This is a genomic window from Selenomonas sp. (assembly GCF_057272215.1).
This window is the reverse complement of the sequence record NZ_DBHIUY010000001.1, coordinates 378,915-398,422: the sequence shown is the minus strand read 5'-3', so window position 1 is coordinate 398,422 and position 19,508 is coordinate 378,915. Positions and strand designations below refer to the sequence as shown.

The following is a 19,508-nucleotide window of genomic DNA, read 5'->3' as shown; positions in this document are numbered from 1 at the left end:
GCCGAAAACAAGTTCACATCAGAACTTAATGCTTATAGTATAGCACAATGCTATAAAAAGAACAATCCCGATTTAGGCAATTATTCCGCATCTGCCTCCATCTTCTGTCGGAGCAGCGGGCCAATCGTATGCACGAGATATGCCATGAACTCGTCGCGTATCTCCGGACGCTTCAACGCCTGCTCCACCGTCGCCTCTAAAAAACCTTCCTTGTCACCGATGTCATAGCGGCGGCCTTCAAAGCGATAGGCGTAAACCTTCTCGCGGCGCGCAAGCTCACCGATCGCATCCGTCAGCTGAATCTCTGCGCCTGCGCCCGGCATCGTATGTTCGAGAAGGTCAAAGACCGCCGGCGTCAGCACATAGCGACCCAGCACCGCGAGACGCGACGGCGCACTCTCTACAGCAGGCTTCTCCACAAGACCGACCGCCTGCCAGACATTCGGCTTCACCTCTCGCGGATCGACGATGCCGTAGCGCGAGACTTGGCTCTTCGGCACCTGCTGCACGCCGAGTACGCTGCCGCCGTAATCCTTATAAACGTCAATGAGCTGCGCAAGGCACGGCACCTTCGCATCGACGAGATCGTCGCCCAACAGCACGGCAAACGGCTCCTCGCCGACGAACTGACGCGCACAAAGCACGGCATGACCAAGCCCGCGCGCCTCTTTCTGTCGGATGAAATGAATCCGAATGTCCGAAATCTCCTCGATCATCTTGAGCATATCGTATTTGCCGTGCTCTTTGAGCTGCATCTCAAGCTCCAGCGAACGGTCGAAATGATCCTCAATCGAACGTTTGTTGCGCCCCGTGATGATCAAAAGCTCCTCGATGCCCGAAGCAATCGCCTCTTCGACGATGAACTGAATCGCCGGCGTATCAACGATCGGCAGCATCTCCTTCGGCTGCGCCTTCGTCGCCGGAAGAAACCGCGTGCCGAGTCCCGCTGCGGGGATGATCGCCTTTCGGATCTTCTGCCTCGTCACGTTCACCCCCGAATGACGGAGAGGAGTTCTGCCGTCTTTTCCTTCATCAACTTCTCATCGCGGCGCGTCTCCACATTCAGCCGAATCACCGGCTCCGTGTTCGACATGCGCAGATTGAAGCGCCAGTCGTCAAACTCGACCGAAAGCCCATCGACCTTCGTGACCTTGCCGCCTTTGCCGTAAATCTCTTCGACTTTTTGCATCACGGCATGTGCGTCGGCGACCTTGCTGTTGACCTCGCCCGAGATCGGATACCGTGCCATACGCTCTGCCATCAGCTCCGAGAGGGGCTTATCCGCCGCGCTCATCAGCTCCAGCACCAAGAGCCACGGAATCATGCCGCTGTCGCAGTACGAGAAATCGCGGAAATAGTGGTGCGCACTCATCTCACCGCCGTAGACCGCGTTGACTTCGCGCATTTTGTCCTTGATAAACGCATGACCGCTCTTGCACATCACAGCCTCGCCGCCAAGCTCCTCACAAATCTCGATCGTGTTCCAAATGAGACGCGGATCGTAAATGACCTTCGCGCCCTTATTCTTCTTGAGGAATGCCTGCGCGAGGAAACCGACCATGTAATACCCCTCGATGAAGCCGCCCTTCTCGTCGAAGAGGAAGCAGCGATCAAAGTCGCCGTCCCAAGCGATGCCGACAGCAGCGCCCGACTCACGCACGACCTTCGCCGTCGCCTCGCGGTTCTCCGGCAAAATCGGATTCGGCACGCCGTTCGGGAAGCTGCCATCCGGCTCGTTGAACACCTTGACCATCTCAAACGGCAGATGCTTTTCGAGTGCATTGACAGCGGCTCCCGCCGCGCCGTTGCCCGCATTGACGACGATCTTGAAAGGCTTTAACGCCTTGACATCCACATACGTCAAAATATGCTTGACATAGTCATCGAGTACATTGACCTCTTCGATCTTGCCCAGCGGACGGTCGAGCGGCTTGAAATCGCCCTCCATCACAGCCTTTTCGATATCCTTGAGCCCCGTATCGCTCGAAATCGGGCGCGACTCCTTGCGCACAAACTTCATGCCGTTGTACTCTTTCGGATTGTGGCTCGCCGTAATCATGATGCCGCCGTCCAATCCGTAGTGCGCCGTCGTGAAATAGATCATCTCCGTGCCGCACTGCCCGATATCCATGACGTCGGCGCCCGCCTCCGTCAGCCCCTTCGCGAGCGCATCGCGGATCGACGGTCCCGAAAGCCGGATATCGTGTCCGATCGCCACCTTCTTCGCATGGAAGAGATCGACGAAAACACGCCCGATGCGGTAAGCAAGCTCCTCATTGACCTCGTCCGGATAAATTCCGCGGATGTCATACGCCCCGAACCCCTTGTTGCTGATTTTCATAACTGCCACCTCTTCTTGCTGAATCATATACAGATACGCAACTTTATGGATTACTGAATATTATATTCTTTCGGGAAAAGCCCGCGATTTCCCTGCTTAGATATAAAGAAAAATTTAAGAAATTTTGCAGCTGCACGCAAAAAGCGCCTGCACCCCGCAGACGCTTTTGCTGGCATTTTATCGCAACGAGCGTATCTCCGTCAAAAGAAGATTGATCGTCGTGACGTTGCGCGTTTCATACAATACCTCTGTGCAGTTCGCATTGCTCTCCGTCCCGTTCGCCGTCGTAATCATGCCGGGGATCACCTCGCCGTTTTTCACCTCATATTTCACCAAGAGCGGCATACGATGCATCGTCCCCTTCCAGACGCCGGCGGCGCCGTCATCGCTGCGCGGCGCATCGTAGATATCAAGCCAAAAAGTCAACGAATACTGTCCGTCGCGATTGTTTTTGATCTGATTCACAGGAATATCCGCGGGAACCACAGCCTTCATGCCGTCCGCTGCATTGTAGATCAGATAGCGGTCGCTCCTGCCCGCCGCCCGAATGAGGCAGACGCCCGAACCGTCGCCCGTTCCCCTGCTCGTAGCGACGACCTCGCCATCGAGACCGCACTGTCTTGCCAGCGAGCGATACCTCTCCACCGCCGCATCTTTCGCAGGCGGCGCATCTTTCGCAGACGGCGCGGCGCTCTTGCCGTCGCTTTGGCTTACTGCAGCAGGCGCATCGTCGCGGAGAGCCGCCTCTTTGATTTTCTTCAGAGCCTTATCCAGCTCCTGCCCGCGATTCGCCTGTTGTGCAAAATTCATCATGCTCAGCGTACTTTCGGGGTCCACATCCCGTACAAGCTGCAGTATATCGCCATAAACATCCCATAGATCGCCGCGCATATCCTCGAATTTCACGACGATTTCGTGTGAATCGTCCGAAGCACGGTACTCACAATAAGAACTCACCAGCCAAAAATAGATTCCTGATAGAATCCCTCCCACGAGAGGGATTTTTTGTAAGAACAAAGCATGACCCGCCGCGTTCTCAATCGTATGCTCAAGCCCTTCCGTCTTCTGAATATGCTCCCGCAAAATCTTTTTCTGAGAAGGATCCTTCTCCATCGTCTGAAGAATCTCATTCGTCGTTTGATCTACATCCGCGCTGAACATACTGCCGATCGCCGCCCCCGCGAGATCAAAGGCGTCGCCGATTCCTGCATAAGCCGGCGCAGGGCAAAGCCCCAGCCACAGCGCCAGCACTGCCGCAATGATTTTCTTCATCTCCATCCCCCGTTCTCCTCTTGGAAAAACACCCCAGCTGCCGGCCCACTAATCCGTCAGAAGCAAGATTCGTCTCATGATTACACCCCATCCTCTTCCAGCTTTCGCAAAATCTCCTCGCCGAACAAACTGCGAATCTGCTCCCGCGCCTTCGTCTTGACCTCATCGGTGATGTACATCTGCGCCAAAAGCAGCGCCGTCCCCAATGCAAGCGCATCGTCGGCATATCCCGCGACAGGCGTGAAATCCGGGATGAGGTCGAGCGGCGAAATGAGATAACCCAGCGCCCCGTAAATCGCCGCCTTGACCTTCGTCGGGCATTGCGGCGACTGCGCAACATAAAAAAGCTGCAGCGCCTTATAAACGAGATTCGCGCCGATCGCCGCCACATTCCCGCGGATCTTCTCCCAAAGCCCCTTCTCCGAATACTGCTCCTCGAACGTCCCCATATCAATGTTGTTGAAATCTTCCATGTTTACCTTTTTCCCAAACACGATTCTTCCCTCCCCAAAGATTTTAAAATTTCCCTCAAAGACGCATTTCTTGCATATTGCATAAGATTCTCTATTTTTCACCTCATTCCTGCCGTAGCTCCATCTCTCTCTGTGAGATTTTCTCTCTGCTGCAAGTATAACGGATTGACATGCACTCGCGGTCGCCTGTTGTGCGACATCTTCTCTTTCAATATAGCAAACGGCATGGACAGATTTTGTCCATGCCGGAAAATTCTATGCAACTCTTATCCCTTGCGTACCTCAAGCACCTGCACTTCCTCACCCTGCGTCCTGAGCCACATCTCGATGCCCTTGCCGTAGCTCTCTGCCGTCAGCGTGTAGACGCCCGCCTCTTCCTTTATGACGCGCAAGGTCGGCAAGCGGTCACGAATCGCCTCAAGTGAGCAGCCGTTGTAGGTGAACGTGATGCGCCGCAGTTCACCCGCATACATGAACTGAATACGTTTTCGAAACTCGCCCTCCTTGAACCGCTCGCGATAGGGCACGGAAAAGCGTTCCTTCTTCACGCGGATCTTCTCCATGCGGTCGATGCGGAAAACGATTGGATAGTCCGCCGAATCATCCGCATAATAGGCAATCAGATAGAAGTAAAACTCCGAAAAGAGTACCGCCACAGGCTTGACCACACGCTCATGATGCACGCCATCGAGCCGCGTATAGCCAAACGAAAGGATGCGCTGCTCGCGTATGGCGGCGGCGAGCCGCCATAGCGCAGGAATCACCTCCCTGCCATGCTGCGGCTCCGTATAGTGGTGCGTCTCCTGCGCAATCAGCTTCTCCACGACATCGCGCTTCTCCCGCGACACCTGCGACAAGAGCTTCCCCAAAAGCCGCTGCATCACCGCCTTGGGAAACGGACGGCTCTCCAAAAGAATCTTGCAGACGGCAAACACTTCCTCCGGCTGCAGCCCCTCGGCGCTCTCGCGCGAGATGCGATAGCCGCCAGCTTCCTTATCGTAAACGACCTCAAGATACGACTGCTCCCCCGCAAGATACTCGCGCAGCCCCTCGATATCACGCTGCACCGTCTTCTCACTCACGCGATACTGATCGGCAAGCTCCCGCTTCGACAGCGCCTCCCCCTGCTGCAGACGCTTGTAGAGATCGAGCAAGCGATAACTGCGATTGTCGGGGTGTGTATCGGTTTGCATGGCGGCGACCTCCCTATAAAAGTTACGCGCCTTCTTCGTCCAACTTTCTCAAAATTTCTTTGCCGAACAAACTGCGAATCTTCTCCCATGCCTGCGCCTTAATCTCGTCCGTAATATACATTTGCGCCAAAAGCAACACCGTTCCGAGCGCCAATGCATCATCTCCATATCCCGCAAACGGCGTAAAATCCGGGATGAGATCGAGCGGCGAATGAGATACCCCAGCGCCCCGTAAATCGCCGCTTTCACCTTCACCGAGCACTGCGTGCGGCGACTGCGCGACGTAAAAAAGCTGTAGCTCCTTATAGATAAGCCCCTCGCCGATTGCCGCCACATTCGACTGAATCTTTTCCCAAAGCCCCTTCTCCGAATACTTTTCCTCGAACGATCCCATGTCGATGTTCGTAAAATCTTCCTCATTTACACTGTTCCAAAGATGATTTTTCCTCCTCCATAGTTTCCGCTGCAACGTATCTCCCGCATCTTAATATTAAGATTCTACATTCTCCACGCCTTTCCTGCCGCAAACGTTCCGCTCACGAGTTTTTTGCCGGATCTAGCAAATCGATACTTCTTCATCCCCATCTCCCGCAACAGCAAGCGGCACGGACAATCTTTATCCATGCCGCTTGCTGTACGAAAAATCCCTTCATCCGCTGTAAAAGATCGCGCTACATGCGATCAAAACTATCATCTTCCGGATTCCATGACAATCCTCTTTTGCTCAATATGTCTTCAATCTGAAGACTTTTTTCAAAATCACCGCTTGACAAAGCATTGTTATATTCGCGCATCAATGCACCGTCTGATTTGCCGTTCAACTCCGCAAGCTGCTCACGCTCTATCGTCGCCAACGTCTTATAGCTGCTGTTTTTTTGTCTTTCAGCTCCATTCTTTGTTTCGTTCTCATAGCTTTTTTGATAACCTTTTTTTAAACTGTCAAAAAAACCCATCGCTCCCCCTCCTAACGCCCGGAACGCTCATCCATAATATTCTTGATGGCGGTTCTCCTTAATAAGGATTCTGTATTGCTTCTCTTCGATAAATGTTCAAACTCTCTCCTCAAGGCATCATTGCTCAACCCCTTATATTCTTTCTCATAAACCCTTACTTCCTTTCCTTTTGCTACCAGATCTCCGGCAATACTTCCAGCAACGCTTCCCAAAAAATCCGTGAATCCCATAATCCATACCCCTTTCATAAATCATGCTTATCCAGAAATTTCGCTTATTATTCTACCATAGATGTCCCCCCCCGCAATACATTTGTTTAGTAAAACCACAAGACCTATTGCTCATTCTCAGCGAATATTTCTCAATATCTGTTCCGTACACCTATCATACCCCTTCTGCCTTTCCTCGATGTCGCCCGCCTTGCTACATCTTCTTTCTCCCATAGCATCTTGCGACATAGACAATATTTGCCCACGCCGCAAGATATTCCCATGCAAAAACTGCAGCCGCTCAAGCCCTCAGTCTTTCATGCCCCTTATCGTTTTTCCAAGACCCCCAGCAACAGTGCCACAGGGATGATGATCCAGCCGAAAAGGCTTGCCAAAAGGAACTTCCAAATCATCAGCATAAAAAAGCCGCGCATGTTCATGAAGAACGTCCAGCCCAATCTCCCCTGCAAATAATTGAGTCCCATCCATGCCAGAACGATATAGGCAATATAAAGAATCGACATCAAAATATCCATCGCGCTCTTCTCCCTTCACATAGCATCCAATCTCACCACATACCTTCGCAAGCTGTCTGCCGCTTATAAACCGCCCAAAAACAATTTGCCGCAAAGCCACGACGTCACGGAGTTATATATCACAACAATCGCTATAAAAATCAGCGGGTGCTTCATCGACGGCTGACGAGCTTTCCATACGCTTTCGTCTGCACTCTCTCCTTTTTCCGCAATGAACGTCTCCAAGCTTTCCTTATACTTTCGATTGAAGTTCTTCGCCACAAGGAAAGCCATCACGAGTCCGTACGGGAATACTGCAACCCCCAAAATTTGTGCAAAACTCATCAGACTGAAGTCAAATGTTGCAAAACCGATCTGTGTCAACGTATTGGACAACATGAAAAGAATCACCCACGGCAGGCACATCTTCTTCCAGTAGTCGAACTGCTGACGATACAGCAAGAACAACGGTGAAATGAACAGTGCCGTGAGGTTGAAGCTCGATTCGCCGCGGTCGATTTTTGCAAACGCCTTGGAGTAATAGTCCGTATTCGTGCCTATGCACAAGCGCATAATCTTTTCGCGCTGTACTGTGCCCGTTCCCTGCGCCGCTGCAGGCGCAGCAGACGCGGGGTGCACGGCAGGATTCGTCGCACTTGCCGCACTTGCCGCGCCTTCCTGCTGCACACTTCCTGCTGCCTCTTCCTGCGGCACGCTGTACCGGCTGCCGCACTGCGGGCAAAACGCCCCATCTCCAACTCTTTCTTTTCCGCAACTCTGACAAAACATGAACATTCCCTCCCTGAAAATCTTTTCACATCTATCACATTCAGAAAAAGATTCTGAAATATGATCCACTTCACAACGGTCTGCTTCAATCGAACCCGTCGATTGTCTGAAATAGAAGGTCTCCCCCGGATTGAGAGGTGTGGAAATCGACACATACGCATCGCCTGCCTTGTGCGATCCGGCTTAGAGATTGCCGACCATCGTACCGCCCTTGAAGCTCTTCTTACCAGTATCCCTCACGACACCTGCAATATCATATACGACGCCGTTGGTCAGGTTGATCCCAGCCCCGATATCCTATAATCACACAAGCAGACGGCACCGATCACCCCGCATCCAGCCGCACCGCCATATTGACACGCACACCGTCAGCAAATTCCTTCTCACAATTGACGTGCAGCATCACCTCTGCTTCTTCATCCAGCGCCGCCGTCAACGCATCCACCACGTCCTGCACATCCGTCAGGGAAAATTCCCCATCCTTCCCCGTGATCATGAGGAATACGCGCTTTGCCTTTTCCAATGCGCCGCTGCACGAGAGCACGCGCCGCACATCCGCCATCGCAGAGCGTACGTCTCTGGCTTCGCTGCTCCATGCCCGCCACAGGCTGCACTGTCCCCATCTCCGCGGTTCGGAAAAAAACTTCTCGACTTCCTGCCAATGCAGTGCGGCGTTCGCCCCGTCTTGTATGTGGTGCAGCAGATCGCCGACGAAATCGCTTTGCCGTTTCGCCATCGCCTTGCTGCCTGCTTCTCCTATACGAGACGGAAAGTCGTCGTCCATCGCTATGACGACGCTCGTATGTTGGCACAGGCTTTGAAATCGCCAATATAGCTTCGCTTCTATAAAGTCCAGCGCATTCGGGGCTATGATTTTCTCAAGGGAAGGTATCGCGACCACAGCGATTGCATACGAATCCGCAGCTGCAACGGGCGCAGCATCTCTGCCAACCGATTCCGCAAAATCAGCCAGCACGAACGACGGCTTCTCTGGCTGAAAAAAGCGCTTGCGATACCTGTAAAATTGCAGTACGCTTTTCGGCATCTCGCCGCCGAACGGAAGCATGACATTTTCTATGCCCGCCCAAGAGTCATACGTCGCAATCAGATCGACGCCCATCGGGTAGCGATTTTGTGGATTCCGATGCAATCCCAGCCATCTCATGCCTTTGAAACCTTCTCGCAGCAAGCAATGAACAGCTTCCCGTCCGTTATCTCCAACACCGATGATATTAGCGCCGAACTCCCGCTCCTTTTCCTTATTGCCTTCATCATCCCTATTATTCAGCCGTATTCTCTCGGGAATCATAAACATCTTTATTCATTCTCCTCCACCGCCCCCTTCGGACCTCCTGCCTTGAAGTTGTAGACGGGCTTCAAAACCTCGATGACGTCGACCGAGTCGCGGATCACGTCGATGATGTCCGCGAGCGACTTGTATGCCATCGGTGCTTCATCAAGCGTGCCTTCGCCGATGCTCGTCGTGTAGACGCCCGTCATTTCCTTTTGGAATTCTTCGAGCGTGAAGCGCTCGCGTGCCGTCGTGCGTGACATGAGCCGCCCTGCGCCGTGCGGGCCGGAGTAGTTCCACTCGGGATCGCCGCGGCCGACGGCGAGGATGCTGCCGTCGCGCATGTTGATCGGGATGAGGACACGCTCGCCCTTATGAGCGGCGATCGCGCCCTTTCGGAGGATCATTTCTTCCGTGTCGATGTAGTTGTGCACCGTATGGAACGCTTCGCTCGGCGTGACGCCGATGTGTTCAAGCAGTTTCTCGGCGATCTTTTCGCGGTTCAATCTTGCGAAGCGCTGGCAGAGCTCGATGTCGTGCAGGTAGTCATCGAGATACTTGCCGAAGAGAAAGGCGAGGTCGGGCGGCACGCTCATCTTCGTCGGGCGGAAGCTTCTATGCAGCTCCTTGATCGCTTCCTGCAGCTCGGCGCGCCGCCCTTCCGCCTTGTAGCGGCGAATCATCTCCTCACGCGCTTCAAAGAGCGCCGCCTTGCCGTGCGCGAGGTCGATGGCGAGCGACTGATAGATTTCGGCGACCTGCGTGCCGAGGCTGCGGCTGCCCGTGTGAATGACGAGGTAGTTCGTACCATCCGCCGCGCGGTCAATCTCGATGAAATGGTTGCCGCCGCCGAGCGTACCGAGGCTCTTGCCGATGCGCTTGACGTTCTTGAGATCGCGGTAGCAGCGAAGCTCCGTGAAGTCGAACTTCGCCTGCCGTCCTTCCCAAAGCTGTCTGCCTGACGGAATGAGATGCGCCGCCTCGTCGACCTTAGCGAGGTCGAGTTCCTTCTTTCCAAGGTTTACCGTATACATGCCGCAGCCGATGTCGACGCCGACGAGGTTCGGCACGACCTTGTCCGTCACCGTCATCGTCGTGCCGATCGTGCAGCCCTTGCCCCAGTGGACATCGGGCATAATGCGGATCTTCGCACCCTCGGCGAACTCGTAGTCGCACATGCGCCGGATCTGCTCGACGGCTTCGTCTTCAATGACCTTCGCATAGGCGATCGCCGTCGCGGCCTTTCCCTTGATTTCCAATCGTTCCATCGGATTGCCTCCTCCACTCTTCGATATGCCAGCCCAACCGATTGCCCCGTCGGACTGACGACTTTTCTCGGAAACTGTCCTTCACTTCGTACGCTTCACGCGCTTTTCCCTGCCGTCTCCGCGCCGCCGCGAGCGCTTGCCAAAGACCCGCGAATGGTAAAATGACGGGCGAATCCCTGTCATGCGACATGCGGGGCACGGGCTTACGACGCAGCGCACGACACCCAAGCGATACAAGCAATCCTCGCATGACGGAGATACAAAACCGCGTATCATCTGTAAAACATCCATCGAAGGCACCTCCCATAAGTGTGCAGTTATCCACGCTTCGCCCTTTTCTGTTCCCATTATACCAATCTGCCTCGCTCCGAGGTCGCCTGTCATGCGACATTATCAAATCCCTTGCTTGCATTATAACAAGAGGCATGGACAGATTTTGTCCATGCCTCAAAATATTTTTCAAGCCTTTTGCTGCGGAAATCGCACTTCGTATCACCAAATACTGTTGCTGATAAAGTGCAGCTGATTCTTTATCTTATTCACTGACTCATTGACCTCGACTCGGACTCGTTGGATCGTCACGCTTTCTCCCGGATTCAGCAACTCGATCGGCTTGGACTGCGCACTTGATATTCGCCCGCTGCCAAGGAAATCGTCAAGCAGAACGATATGATTTTCCGGATCTCTTGTAGTGAAATGGGAAATATTTCTAGCTACAAGATCTCTGATCTGCTCAAGATACAGCCGTGTTTGACGATTCGGCTCATTGCGCGCTCCGGCACGCGTGGACCAGCCACAGTGTGTCAAAACGACCAATTGAATTTTCGGAGTATGCGAATCATACGGCAGAATCCTGCGAAAAGGACTTGACGGATCCGATAATGTCTGCAACAGAAGTTTGAACGAGTTGATGGACTGCTGATCTGTTCTGACCGGCACGATCAAAGCATCTGCAGCATGCCATGCCAGATGCGTCGCCCCCGCGAAAAACGGCGATGTATCAATGAGGCATTTATCCGTTTCGGTTTCTTCCATTTCACGCCGAACCTCTGCCCGCAGAGAAAACAGCATACGATCGAGCAGATCCTGTTGCTGCTGTCCGGCTACACTCATCGCCTGCCCCATAGCAACAGCCATTTGTGAAGGAAAATTATACAGCGCATCTGCCGATGGAATGAAGTACACACTTCGATCTCGAAAATAAAGATTCGTAGCGCCCACATATTGTGCAACACGACTGGCGCGCCCCAAGCCGGGCATGAAGTATGGCAGCAGCATATCATATGCCGACACTTGCACGGATTGGTAATATGTATCATTATAAAAATAAGAAAGATTTCCCTGCGGACATGTATCGACGGCGAGCAAATTTTCTACCAGATAAGACAGATTGAATGCCAACGAGGTCTTTCCTATTCCACCACGAAGGTTGCAGATACAATATGTAGGAAATTTCGGCAACGATAATGGCTCCGCCTTATTTTCTGCAATAGCATTTTGCCGCATCAATAGCGCATCTGTGAAACACATAAAAGTATACCGCCTTCCAAATACTCTCTAGGTTAATCTTCTTTCTCATATTATAGACAAATCTGCGGAACTAATCAACAAAATTCTTGCCACAAAGTTTCATCATATCCTTAACGGTATGAAAAAACCGCCTTCCCCACAAGGTTAGGCGGTTTCCCAAAAGCATTTTTCTTTCCTTACTTCTTGTCGCGTGCCTTTTTGCAATAATCAGCGATCGCCATGCTCCAGCCGGCGTCGATGCCGCCCGTCTTGATGAAGCTCGCAGTCATCGCGCCGAGCGAGACGAAGTTTTCGCGTATGCCGCCCGCATCACATGCAAATTCCACGGAGTTTTCCCGACGGATGCCGAGATCGCCCGCGACAGCGACGGCGTCCATGTTTGCGCCGAGGAAGACGAACTCCCAGCCGTGCTTTTTTTCCTGATGCTCGATGAGCTTCTTGACCTTCTTCGCCGTGTAGCGAACGCTTGAATTTTCCAGACCGTCGGTCGTGATGACGAACATCGTGCGTACGGGGCGATCTTCTTCTCGTGCGTACTTATGGATGTTTCGGATATGGTGAATTGAATCGCCGACGGCATCGAGAAGCGCCGTGCAGCCGCGCGTGAAGTATTCGCGCCCCGTGAGCGGCGCGACCTTCGCGATGGGCACGCGGTCGTGAATGACTTCCACCTCGTCGTCAAAGAGCACGGTGGAAACGAGGATGTCCGTGCTTTCTTCCTGCTGGCGGCGCAGCATACCGTTGAAGCCGCCGATGGTGTCTGATTCCAAGCCCGACATCGAGCCGCTGCGGTCGAGGATGAATACGAGTTCCGTTTTGCCCTGCGCTGCGTTTTTTCCTTCCGTCATGATAAGCATCTCCTTTTCTTGCTGTGGTTTTCCTCTGCAAGGATATTGTAGCAAGAAAAAATACGGCTGAGGTCGCGCGGCAAGCGACATCAAAGATGCAGCGACATGACAGGAAGTCTCTGGAGCGGTTTTACGGCAGCGTCGCCAATCCAGCCTCGTACAGCAGATCATTGACGGTATCGAGGTCGCTGATGCCTTTCTCGATGAAAAATTTCACAGCAAGATCGAGCTTGTTTGCCGAAGAAAATGCGTAACCTGCGCTCGCCAGGAGATCCACCGCATCGTCAAGATTGAGCTGCAGCACGATAATGAACGCGTACAACGTCGTCGCTTTGGGGCGATATTCCTTGCGGCGCATCTTAGAAAAGAGCTTGCGATCGACGCCCGCTTTCGTATAGACTTCGACTTCTTCCAACCCGCGCTCGCGAATCATGCGCAAAAGCCTTTCGGAGCAGGTTTCTTCTGTCTTTTTCAGTTTGCTTTCGAGTGCCGAAAAAAAGATTCCGAGCCCGGCAGTAACGAAAGGAACCTTCCGCTTTTTTTGCGGCGGTTCACCGACGAGACCATATCGCCTGCGTTCCTCTTCGCACGGCTCCACGTCATACAACATGTCTGGAATATGCGGCGTTTCATCCGGCGTCTCGCCTTCGGGACGCCAAAATTGGTCGAGATAGCGGCACAATGCCTTGAGCATCCCGCGATCCGCCGGCTTCGTACGGATGCGATTCTCACGATTCATCGAAAAGCTCCTCCTGTGTGATCGTCCTGTTTTTTTATATTTTAACACACCCGCACTGTTTCTGCACCCGATTCATGCGATCGGCAAAAAGTTGACAGTCAAATAAATCTTTGTTATCCTATATGTACAAAAGCAAGTACAAAAATACACACGAAATTCCGTACATAAATCATCTGCCCGGAAGGAGAACCGCCATGAATATCACCATCGCAAAACAATCCGACATCCGCGCAAATATGAAGAAATATTTCGATCTGGCTTATGAAGGAGATACCGTCATCGTACCGCGAAAAGAAAACCACAATATTGTCATTCTTTCCGAGCACGAGTACAAGCGCATGAAAAAGCGCAGCGAAACGCCGAGTACCTCGCCATGCTTGAAGAAAGCGACCGGCAGCTGCGAGAAGGCAATGTCGTCGTAAAGACGATGACTGAGTTGGAGCGTATGGCAAATCCATGAGCCGCATTATTTTCACAGAAAAGGGCTTTCAGCAATACATCGACTGGCAAGCCTCAGACAAAAGAATGATCCGATGAATCAATGATCTTCTAAAAAGCATCGAACGAAACGGCGCTATGGGCGGTCTAGGAAAACCCGAGAAACTCAGATATCGGGATGGCGAATACAGCCGACGAATCGACGATGCCAATCGTCTGGTCTATGAAATCGCCAACAGCGACATCATTGTAAAAGCCTGCAAAGGACACTATGAAGACTAAAGGAACCACTGATAAATTCAGCCGCCCATCTTCACACATCTACGCTGTCCTGTCGTCGTCAACAAATCCTCGACGTAGCCACTGCTACGCCTGCGGTTTGTCTCCTAGACAGGAACAGCGTATCTGTGCAAATCCGGGCAACTTCATTTTATCAGCGTTTCCTAAAGGAAGGGAAGCTGCCACAGCAAATGCGATGGCAGCTTCCCTTTTCCTTACCGCGCTTCCTTCGGCAAGCGTCGAACTGTCGCAAAGTATGCAATGGCGAGCGGCACGCACGAGCCGAGCCATGCCATAGGGTTGCCGAGACAGGCGCCGAGGAAGCCGAGAGCGTCAACGAGCCAGATGCCCGCCGTCGCACGCATGATGAGTTCCATGACGCCCGCGACCGTCGGCACGAAGGATTGTCCGAGACCTTGCAGCGTATAGCGAAAGATGAAGAGCAGCGACAAGATCCAGTATGTCAGACCGTTCACAAGGAAATATGTCTGCCCGAGCCGAATCGCCTCGACCTCTTGCGCGCCGACAAAAAGCTCTATGAGATGAGGGCCTGCAGCGATGACAAGCACACCCGCCGCGAGGCTGAAACCGACGGACATCCGACAGCACGACAGCACGCCCATACGGATGCGGCTGAACTTGCCCGCGCCGTAATTCTGCGCCGTATACGCCGCCATCGCCGCACCGAACGACATCATCGGCATCATGGCGAGCGTATCGACCTTCTGCGCCGCCGCATAGGCAGCGACGGCGACGGGTCCCAGACCATTCAGAGCGACTTGCAGGATCACGGCGCCGAAAGCGATGATCGTCGCCTGAAACCCCATAGGCAGGCCGATCGCAAGGTGCGCACGCAAAAAGCTCCACGATAAGCGCCAATCTTCGCGCCGCACATGAAGCTCGGGCGCACGCCGCGCGATGTAGACGAGGAAGATCCCCGTCGCGAACGCCCACGAGACTACGGTCGCGAGCGCCGCGCCCGGAATACCCCAGCCGAATGTGAGCAGAAAAAGCACTTCAAGCGCAATGTTGACGGCGATGCCGACACCGAGGATGAACGTCGGCATCTTGCTGTCGCCGAGGGCGCGCAGGATGTTCGCCGCCATCAATGCGGCGGTAGCGAAAACCGCTCCGCCGCATATAATCGAAAAGAATGCCGTCGCATTGTCCAAGAGTTCTGCCGGCGTGTTCATGACTTCGAGCAGCGGACGGCAGAAGAAGAAACCAACGATGCTCAGAAAAGCGGCAATCAAGAGGGAGAGTACGGCACATGCCGCCGCGCTCTTTCGGACGCCCACAGTATCTTTTGCGCCATAGCGCTGCCCCGTACAGATGGCAAGCCCCGAGGTCAGACCGATGACGAAGCCGAGCATCAGAAACATCAGGCTGCCCGTGCAGCCGACGGCGGCGAGCGCTTCGATTCCAAGGAAGCGCCCGACGAGCAGCGTGTCGATAAAGGCGTAGAGCTGCTGCATGATATTGCCCGCAATGAGCGGCAGTGTGAAGAAGAGGATGAGCCTTGCGGGGCTTCCCTCGGTCATATCTTTTGCCATGTCATTTCCCCAAGCAATACGTCACGGCGGTACGCAGGATCTCCTGCAGCACGACGGCGTTCGTGTGCAGAGCGTCCGCCGATGGCGCGAGCTTTACCACGTGAAAGACCGGATGATGGCTGACCATGTAATCCGTCGGGTACGGCACGACCTCGATGCCGAGCTTCTCGTAGTTTAGGACGGAGCGCTTCATGTGGAAGGCGCTCGTGACGAGGATCGGGCGCACGAGGTCGTGCTCCTTGAGGATCTTCGCCGTATACGCCGCATTCTGCACCGTGTTCTGACTGTCTCCTTCGACAAGGATGCGGTTCTCCGGCACGCCGAGGGAAACGAGCGTGCGCTTGGCGAGCAATGCTTCTTTGCCGCTCTCTTGAAACACCTGCCCGCCCGACACGAGAATCGGCAGGTCGAGCTTACGCGCGAGCCGGACGGCGGTCAGAAGGCGCGCCGACGGGCTTGCTGTCAAAGCGCCCTCGCCGTCGACGTCGGGCGCATCGGAGAAAGCGCCGCCGCCAAGCATGATGACGACATCGCCCTGCGGATTCTCCAGCGGTTCATAGGCGCTCTCCAACGTCCCCATGAGAACATCCGCAACCAGATAGGTAGACAAGAGGTAAAAGACTGCGGTAATGAGAACGATCAGCTTCGCTGCGAAGCGCTCGCCCTTCTTCCATGCGAGACAGGCAATGAGGATAAATGCAAGAAAAAAAATGCCGGGCGGCAGAAAGAAACTCGCACCAAATTTCAAAAACTGGATCATCGAATGATTTCCCTTTCATCAGAAAAGAGGATTCCGACAAAAATCCTCGAATAAAGGCAATAGACTAAAACAAGAAAAAGGAGAGAACACTATGGCAATTCTGCAAGAAAGCATCGAGATTCGCAAGAACGCCGCCGGCGGCAAAGGCGAGGTCAGCTTGGAGCATCTGCTCAGCAAGGAACAGATGCGCGACAAATGCTCGACCTTTGCGCGCATCACAATCAAACCCGGCTCGTCGCTCGGCTACCATCAGCACAAGGGCAACAGTGAAGCGTACTTCATCCTGCAAGGCAAAGGCATCTACAACAACAACGGCGAGGAGATCGAAGTCGGTCCCGGTACGACGACCTTCTGTCCGGACGGCGAGTATCATGGACTGTCGAACGAGAACGGCACGGAAGATCTCGTGTTCATGGCGCTGATCATCAACAGTTGAATACTTCTAAAGAAGCACGGATCCATGCAGCGCCGCTCTCTTGGCGCATCTTTTCTGTCTGCTCCGCATCGGCAAATCCACCGCACAGCCCTGCTGTGCGGTGGATTTATCTCATTCTATCCATGCTTTTGGCGTTCAGATTTCTTACGGTTCACGAATGACGGGCGGCTGCCATGTCTCCAACGCATCCATATCCGGCACATAAATGCGCATGAAAAGATGAAATCCTCCGTCAGAAACAGGCAGCCAGTTGGCTGTATTCTCCGGCGCATTCTTCGACAGAACAATATCCAGCGTACCATCCTCGTTCAACTCGAACGCAGAGCGGTCGTTGATGCAGAAGCGATGGATTGGATTGTCGATGAGAAAGTCGTCCTCACCATAGGCGGTCACGGACCAGAACCCGCCATCCAGCGTGGGAGGCAAGGATGCAAAGTGGAGTGTATACGTCTTTTCTCCGTTCAACGCCGCGCCGATTTCGTCCACTGCAGTCTTGGGATAGATCGCTACATCCACCGTGTTGGCTCCCAGCCCCACCAGCGCCACCATAGCGCGGTAGGTGTATTCTGTTCCAAAATCGCCGATCGGCTTGCCGTAATATCGCCACTGCCCGAGCTTCTGTGCATACTTTGCGCCGTCGGCAGCAAGCGTGGCACGAAGTCCCTGCAGCATTTTCTTCCACCGCTCGGCAGCGTCCTCGCCCAAGAGCGAGGCGTCGAACGTCATACCGGCTCCCACGTTAACGGCAGAAAGTTTTTTCAGCAGTTCTTCGTCAGCGTCTGCCGGCGGATTGACCTGCATCAGCCTATTGGCGGTATTGAAAAATTCGTCCGGCGTCATGGAAAGAACCTTGTCTATCGGAACAAAGTCATTTTCCTTCGCATACCGTCCCTGCGGCGCAGTATATCGCCCATCCTCGCCATAGGCAGAGAGAGGAAGAAGCTGCATTTGATCCTGAATGGCATAAACATGGGGGAGATCCTCGTCGCCGGACAGCACGACACGGGCGATCGACCACACCGTTGCGGTAGGCACGTCCACGCGCGTCACCCCGTCAGGCAGTTCGCCCTCCCAATCGGGAAGCGCAATCGCATAGGCGCCCGCCGTATCCAGCACGGCAGCGGTGTTCGTCCATGCATCCAAAATCTGCACGTTGCAGAAACGATCCGTTTCCGGCAGGACATAGATCATGGGTTCTGCACCGATATCGAGCCATGCCTGCGAATAGACGGTATCGACGTTCGGCGTCACAACGGTGCGGAAAGAGGCATCCGCCAGCTTTTTTGCGTGGTTGAACTGATTGACAGGCGCACGGCTTGCCACGGTTCCGTCCGTATTGGTCGATAATGTCTTGGTTGCATCCGTGAGTACCAGCGGGAACGCATAGATATACGCTTCGCCGACCGTTTCCCACACAGCATCGGTATCCGGCTGTGTTTTTTCGGCAGAGCAGTCGGAAAAAATTCCGCATGTCAGCAGCGTGAACACCGCTAGAAGTGTTGCAAGCATCTTCTTCATTTTGTTCTCCTTTTCTGCTTTCTTGGCCGCTTTTGCTTTTTCTGTGTGTCGTTTATGGCTCTTTCTAAAAAGGGGCTGTGGATAAAACGCTCTCGCATTTTCCCAGCCCCTCTTCTCACTTGCCGCAGAAATACTCGTATGTACGCCGAAGCCCCTCGGCGAGCGTTGTGACAGGCCGCCAGTCAAGACCGCGCCGTGCGCGGCTGTTCGAGAGCATCGATTTGTAAATATCGCCCTCTCTCTCTGCACCGTACTTCGGGACGATCTCGCGTCCGCAGATCTCCGCAAGAAGAGAGACAAGCTCCCGCAGACTTGTCTCCGTCTGCGTTGAAAGGTTGTAAGCGGCATTCACTTCTTCGGTCTGAAGCGCCGCCCGGATGCCCTCGGCGACGTCGCCTGCATAGATGAAGTCGCGCGTCTGCTCGCCGTCGCCGTAGATCGTGATGTCACGCCCTTTTGCCACCGCCTTGGCGAAGATGCTGATGACGCCGCCCTCACCGCCGTCGCCCTGCCGCTCGCCGTAGACGTTCGCAAAGCGCAGAACGACGTACTCCATCCCGTAGAGCTTATGATACATCTCAAGGTATTTTTCGACCGTCAGCTTCGAAAGTCCGTAGAACGACATCGGCTCCGTCGGCTGCGCCTCGCGCACGGGCAGGTCGTCCTCCTTCACATCGCCGTAAGCGGCGGCGGTCGAAGCGAAAATGACACGCTTGACGTTCGCCGCACGCGCCGCTTCCAAGACATGCACCGTACCCAAGAGATTTTCACGCGTATCAAGCAGCGGATCCTTGATCGACGTATCGACCATCGTCTGCGCCGCAAGGTGAACGATGGCGTCGAAAGCCCCCGCCGCCACGACCTTCGGCAGTTCTCCATCCAAAATATCCATCTCGATGAGCTGCGCTTCCGGCGGCAGATTCCCGGCAAGCCCCGTCGACAAATTGTCCATCGCCGTGACGCTCTCCCCCTTTGCGAGAAGCGCACGCACAAGATGCGAGCCGATAAAGCCCGCACCGCCGGTCACCAGTATATTCAAATGCAGCACCTCCTAAACAAAATGCAGCCATGCCGCATTTTCTCATGCGAACTCATTATAGCCC

At 53.9% G+C, this 19,508-nt stretch carries 23 protein-coding genes; 3 read left to right on the top strand and 20 right to left on the bottom strand.

The features are described 5' to 3' along the window. Positions 1 to 80: 80 nt before the first annotated feature. From galU to ACO5Z0_RS01620, 16 genes are all read right to left on the bottom strand, one after another. Positions 81 to 986 (bottom strand): UTP--glucose-1-phosphate uridylyltransferase GalU, encoded by a 906-nt coding sequence (galU, locus tag ACO5Z0_RS01695; protein WP_485648945.1) that lies wholly within the window; start codon positions 984 to 986, stop codon positions 81 to 83. A 2-nt stretch (positions 987 to 988) separates the two neighbouring features. After that, positions 989 to 2,341, bottom strand: coding sequence for a phosphohexomutase domain-containing protein (locus ACO5Z0_RS01690; protein ID WP_442676236.1), 1,353 nt, complete (start codon positions 2,339 to 2,341; stop codon positions 989 to 991). Between the two features lie 177 nt (positions 2,342 to 2,518). Beyond that, on the bottom strand, positions 2,519 to 3,619 hold the full coding sequence (locus ACO5Z0_RS01685; protein WP_485648944.1) for a hypothetical protein: 1,101 nt from the start codon (positions 3,617 to 3,619) through the stop codon (positions 2,519 to 2,521). A gap of 74 nt (positions 3,620 to 3,693) precedes the next feature. Next, complete coding sequence (locus ACO5Z0_RS01680; protein WP_485648943.1) at positions 3,694 to 4,107, bottom strand: YkvA family protein; 414 nt, start codon at positions 4,105 to 4,107, stop codon at positions 3,694 to 3,696. 245 nt (positions 4,108 to 4,352) lie between these two features. Beyond that, on the bottom strand, positions 4,353 to 5,279 hold the full coding sequence (locus ACO5Z0_RS01675) for a helix-turn-helix transcriptional regulator (RefSeq protein ID WP_485648942.1): 927 nt from the start codon (positions 5,277 to 5,279) through the stop codon (positions 4,353 to 4,355). Positions 5,280 to 5,301: 22 nt separating this feature from the next. Then, positions 5,302 to 5,673, bottom strand: a complete 372-nt coding sequence (locus ACO5Z0_RS01670) for a YkvA family protein (RefSeq protein ID WP_485648941.1) — start codon at positions 5,671 to 5,673, stop codon at positions 5,302 to 5,304. A gap of 277 nt (positions 5,674 to 5,950) precedes the next feature. Beyond that, positions 5,951 to 6,232 (bottom strand): hypothetical protein, encoded by a 282-nt coding sequence (locus ACO5Z0_RS01665; RefSeq protein ID WP_485648940.1) that lies wholly within the window; start codon positions 6,230 to 6,232, stop codon positions 5,951 to 5,953. Between the two features lie 11 nt (positions 6,233 to 6,243). Then, entirely contained in the window at positions 6,244 to 6,462 is a 219-nt protein-coding gene (locus ACO5Z0_RS01660; RefSeq protein ID WP_485648939.1) for a hypothetical protein, read from the bottom strand. A 305-nt stretch (positions 6,463 to 6,767) separates the two neighbouring features. Then, positions 6,768 to 6,977, bottom strand: coding sequence for a hypothetical protein (locus ACO5Z0_RS01655; RefSeq protein WP_485648938.1), 210 nt, complete (start codon positions 6,975 to 6,977; stop codon positions 6,768 to 6,770). A gap of 63 nt (positions 6,978 to 7,040) precedes the next feature. Beyond that, positions 7,041 to 7,745 carry a zinc ribbon domain-containing protein gene (locus ACO5Z0_RS01650; protein WP_485648937.1) on the bottom strand — a complete coding sequence of 235 codons (705 nt, stop codon included), beginning with the start codon at positions 7,743 to 7,745 and terminating at the stop codon, positions 7,041 to 7,043. 325 nt (positions 7,746 to 8,070) lie between these two features. Then, positions 8,071 to 9,054 carry a cell division protein FtsZ gene (locus tag ACO5Z0_RS01645; RefSeq protein ID WP_485648936.1) on the bottom strand — a complete coding sequence of 328 codons (984 nt, stop codon included), beginning with the start codon at positions 9,052 to 9,054 and terminating at the stop codon, positions 8,071 to 8,073. A gap of 8 nt (positions 9,055 to 9,062) precedes the next feature. Next, on the bottom strand, positions 9,063 to 10,304 hold the full coding sequence (locus ACO5Z0_RS01640; RefSeq protein ID WP_485648935.1) for an RtcB family protein: 1,242 nt from the start codon (positions 10,302 to 10,304) through the stop codon (positions 9,063 to 9,065). Positions 10,305 to 10,385: 81 nt separating this feature from the next. Next, on the bottom strand, positions 10,386 to 10,595 hold the full coding sequence (locus ACO5Z0_RS01635) for a hypothetical protein (RefSeq protein WP_485648934.1): 210 nt from the start codon (positions 10,593 to 10,595) through the stop codon (positions 10,386 to 10,388). A gap of 201 nt (positions 10,596 to 10,796) precedes the next feature. After that, positions 10,797 to 11,834, bottom strand: a complete 1,038-nt coding sequence (locus ACO5Z0_RS01630; RefSeq protein ID WP_442677117.1) for a ParA family protein — start codon at positions 11,832 to 11,834, stop codon at positions 10,797 to 10,799. 176 nt (positions 11,835 to 12,010) lie between these two features. Further along, on the bottom strand, positions 12,011 to 12,682 hold the full coding sequence (locus ACO5Z0_RS01625) for a vWA domain-containing protein (RefSeq protein WP_485648933.1): 672 nt from the start codon (positions 12,680 to 12,682) through the stop codon (positions 12,011 to 12,013). Positions 12,683 to 12,812: 130 nt separating this feature from the next. Then, positions 12,813 to 13,421, bottom strand: coding sequence for a hypothetical protein (locus ACO5Z0_RS01620; protein ID WP_485648932.1), 609 nt, complete (start codon positions 13,419 to 13,421; stop codon positions 12,813 to 12,815). A gap of 194 nt (positions 13,422 to 13,615) precedes the next feature. Here ACO5Z0_RS01620 and ACO5Z0_RS01615 point away from each other — a divergent pair, with 194 nt between their 5' ends. Beyond that, a complete protein-coding gene (locus tag ACO5Z0_RS01615) occupies positions 13,616 to 13,843 on the top strand; it encodes a hypothetical protein (protein ID WP_485648931.1) in 228 nt (75 codons plus the stop codon). 115 nt (positions 13,844 to 13,958) lie between these two features. Then, complete coding sequence (locus ACO5Z0_RS01610) at positions 13,959 to 14,141, top strand: type II toxin-antitoxin system YoeB family toxin (RefSeq protein WP_485648982.1); 183 nt, start codon at positions 13,959 to 13,961, stop codon at positions 14,139 to 14,141. 212 nt (positions 14,142 to 14,353) lie between these two features. Here the strand turns inward: ACO5Z0_RS01610 and ACO5Z0_RS01605 are convergent, their stop codons facing one another. Together ACO5Z0_RS01605 and ACO5Z0_RS01600 are read right to left on the bottom strand one after the other, a co-directional pair. Next, positions 14,354 to 15,691: an MATE family efflux transporter gene (locus ACO5Z0_RS01605; RefSeq protein ID WP_442672865.1), complete on the bottom strand. Its 1,338-nt coding sequence runs from the start codon at positions 15,689 to 15,691 to the stop codon at positions 14,354 to 14,356. Between the two features lies 1 nt (position 15,692). Continuing rightward, on the bottom strand, positions 15,693 to 16,451 hold the full coding sequence (locus ACO5Z0_RS01600) for a YdcF family protein (protein WP_485648930.1): 759 nt from the start codon (positions 16,449 to 16,451) through the stop codon (positions 15,693 to 15,695). Positions 16,452 to 16,542: 91 nt separating this feature from the next. Between ACO5Z0_RS01600 and ACO5Z0_RS01595 the strand changes: the two genes are divergently transcribed. Then, the gene (locus tag ACO5Z0_RS01595; RefSeq protein WP_442672867.1) at positions 16,543 to 16,887 is read left to right on the top strand and encodes a cupin domain-containing protein; all 345 of its coding nucleotides are present in this window, start codon (positions 16,543 to 16,545) and stop codon (positions 16,885 to 16,887) included. 144 nt (positions 16,888 to 17,031) lie between these two features. Here the strand turns inward: ACO5Z0_RS01595 and ACO5Z0_RS01590 are convergent, their stop codons facing one another. Both ACO5Z0_RS01590 and ACO5Z0_RS01585 read right to left on the bottom strand, forming a co-directional pair. Beyond that, on the bottom strand, positions 17,032 to 18,405 hold the full coding sequence (locus tag ACO5Z0_RS01590; protein WP_485648929.1) for a DUF1254 domain-containing protein: 1,374 nt from the start codon (positions 18,403 to 18,405) through the stop codon (positions 17,032 to 17,034). A 115-nt stretch (positions 18,406 to 18,520) separates the two neighbouring features. After that, positions 18,521 to 19,444 (bottom strand): NAD-dependent epimerase/dehydratase family protein, encoded by a 924-nt coding sequence (locus ACO5Z0_RS01585; RefSeq protein ID WP_485648928.1) that lies wholly within the window; start codon positions 19,442 to 19,444, stop codon positions 18,521 to 18,523. Positions 19,445 to 19,508 lie beyond the last annotated feature (64 nt).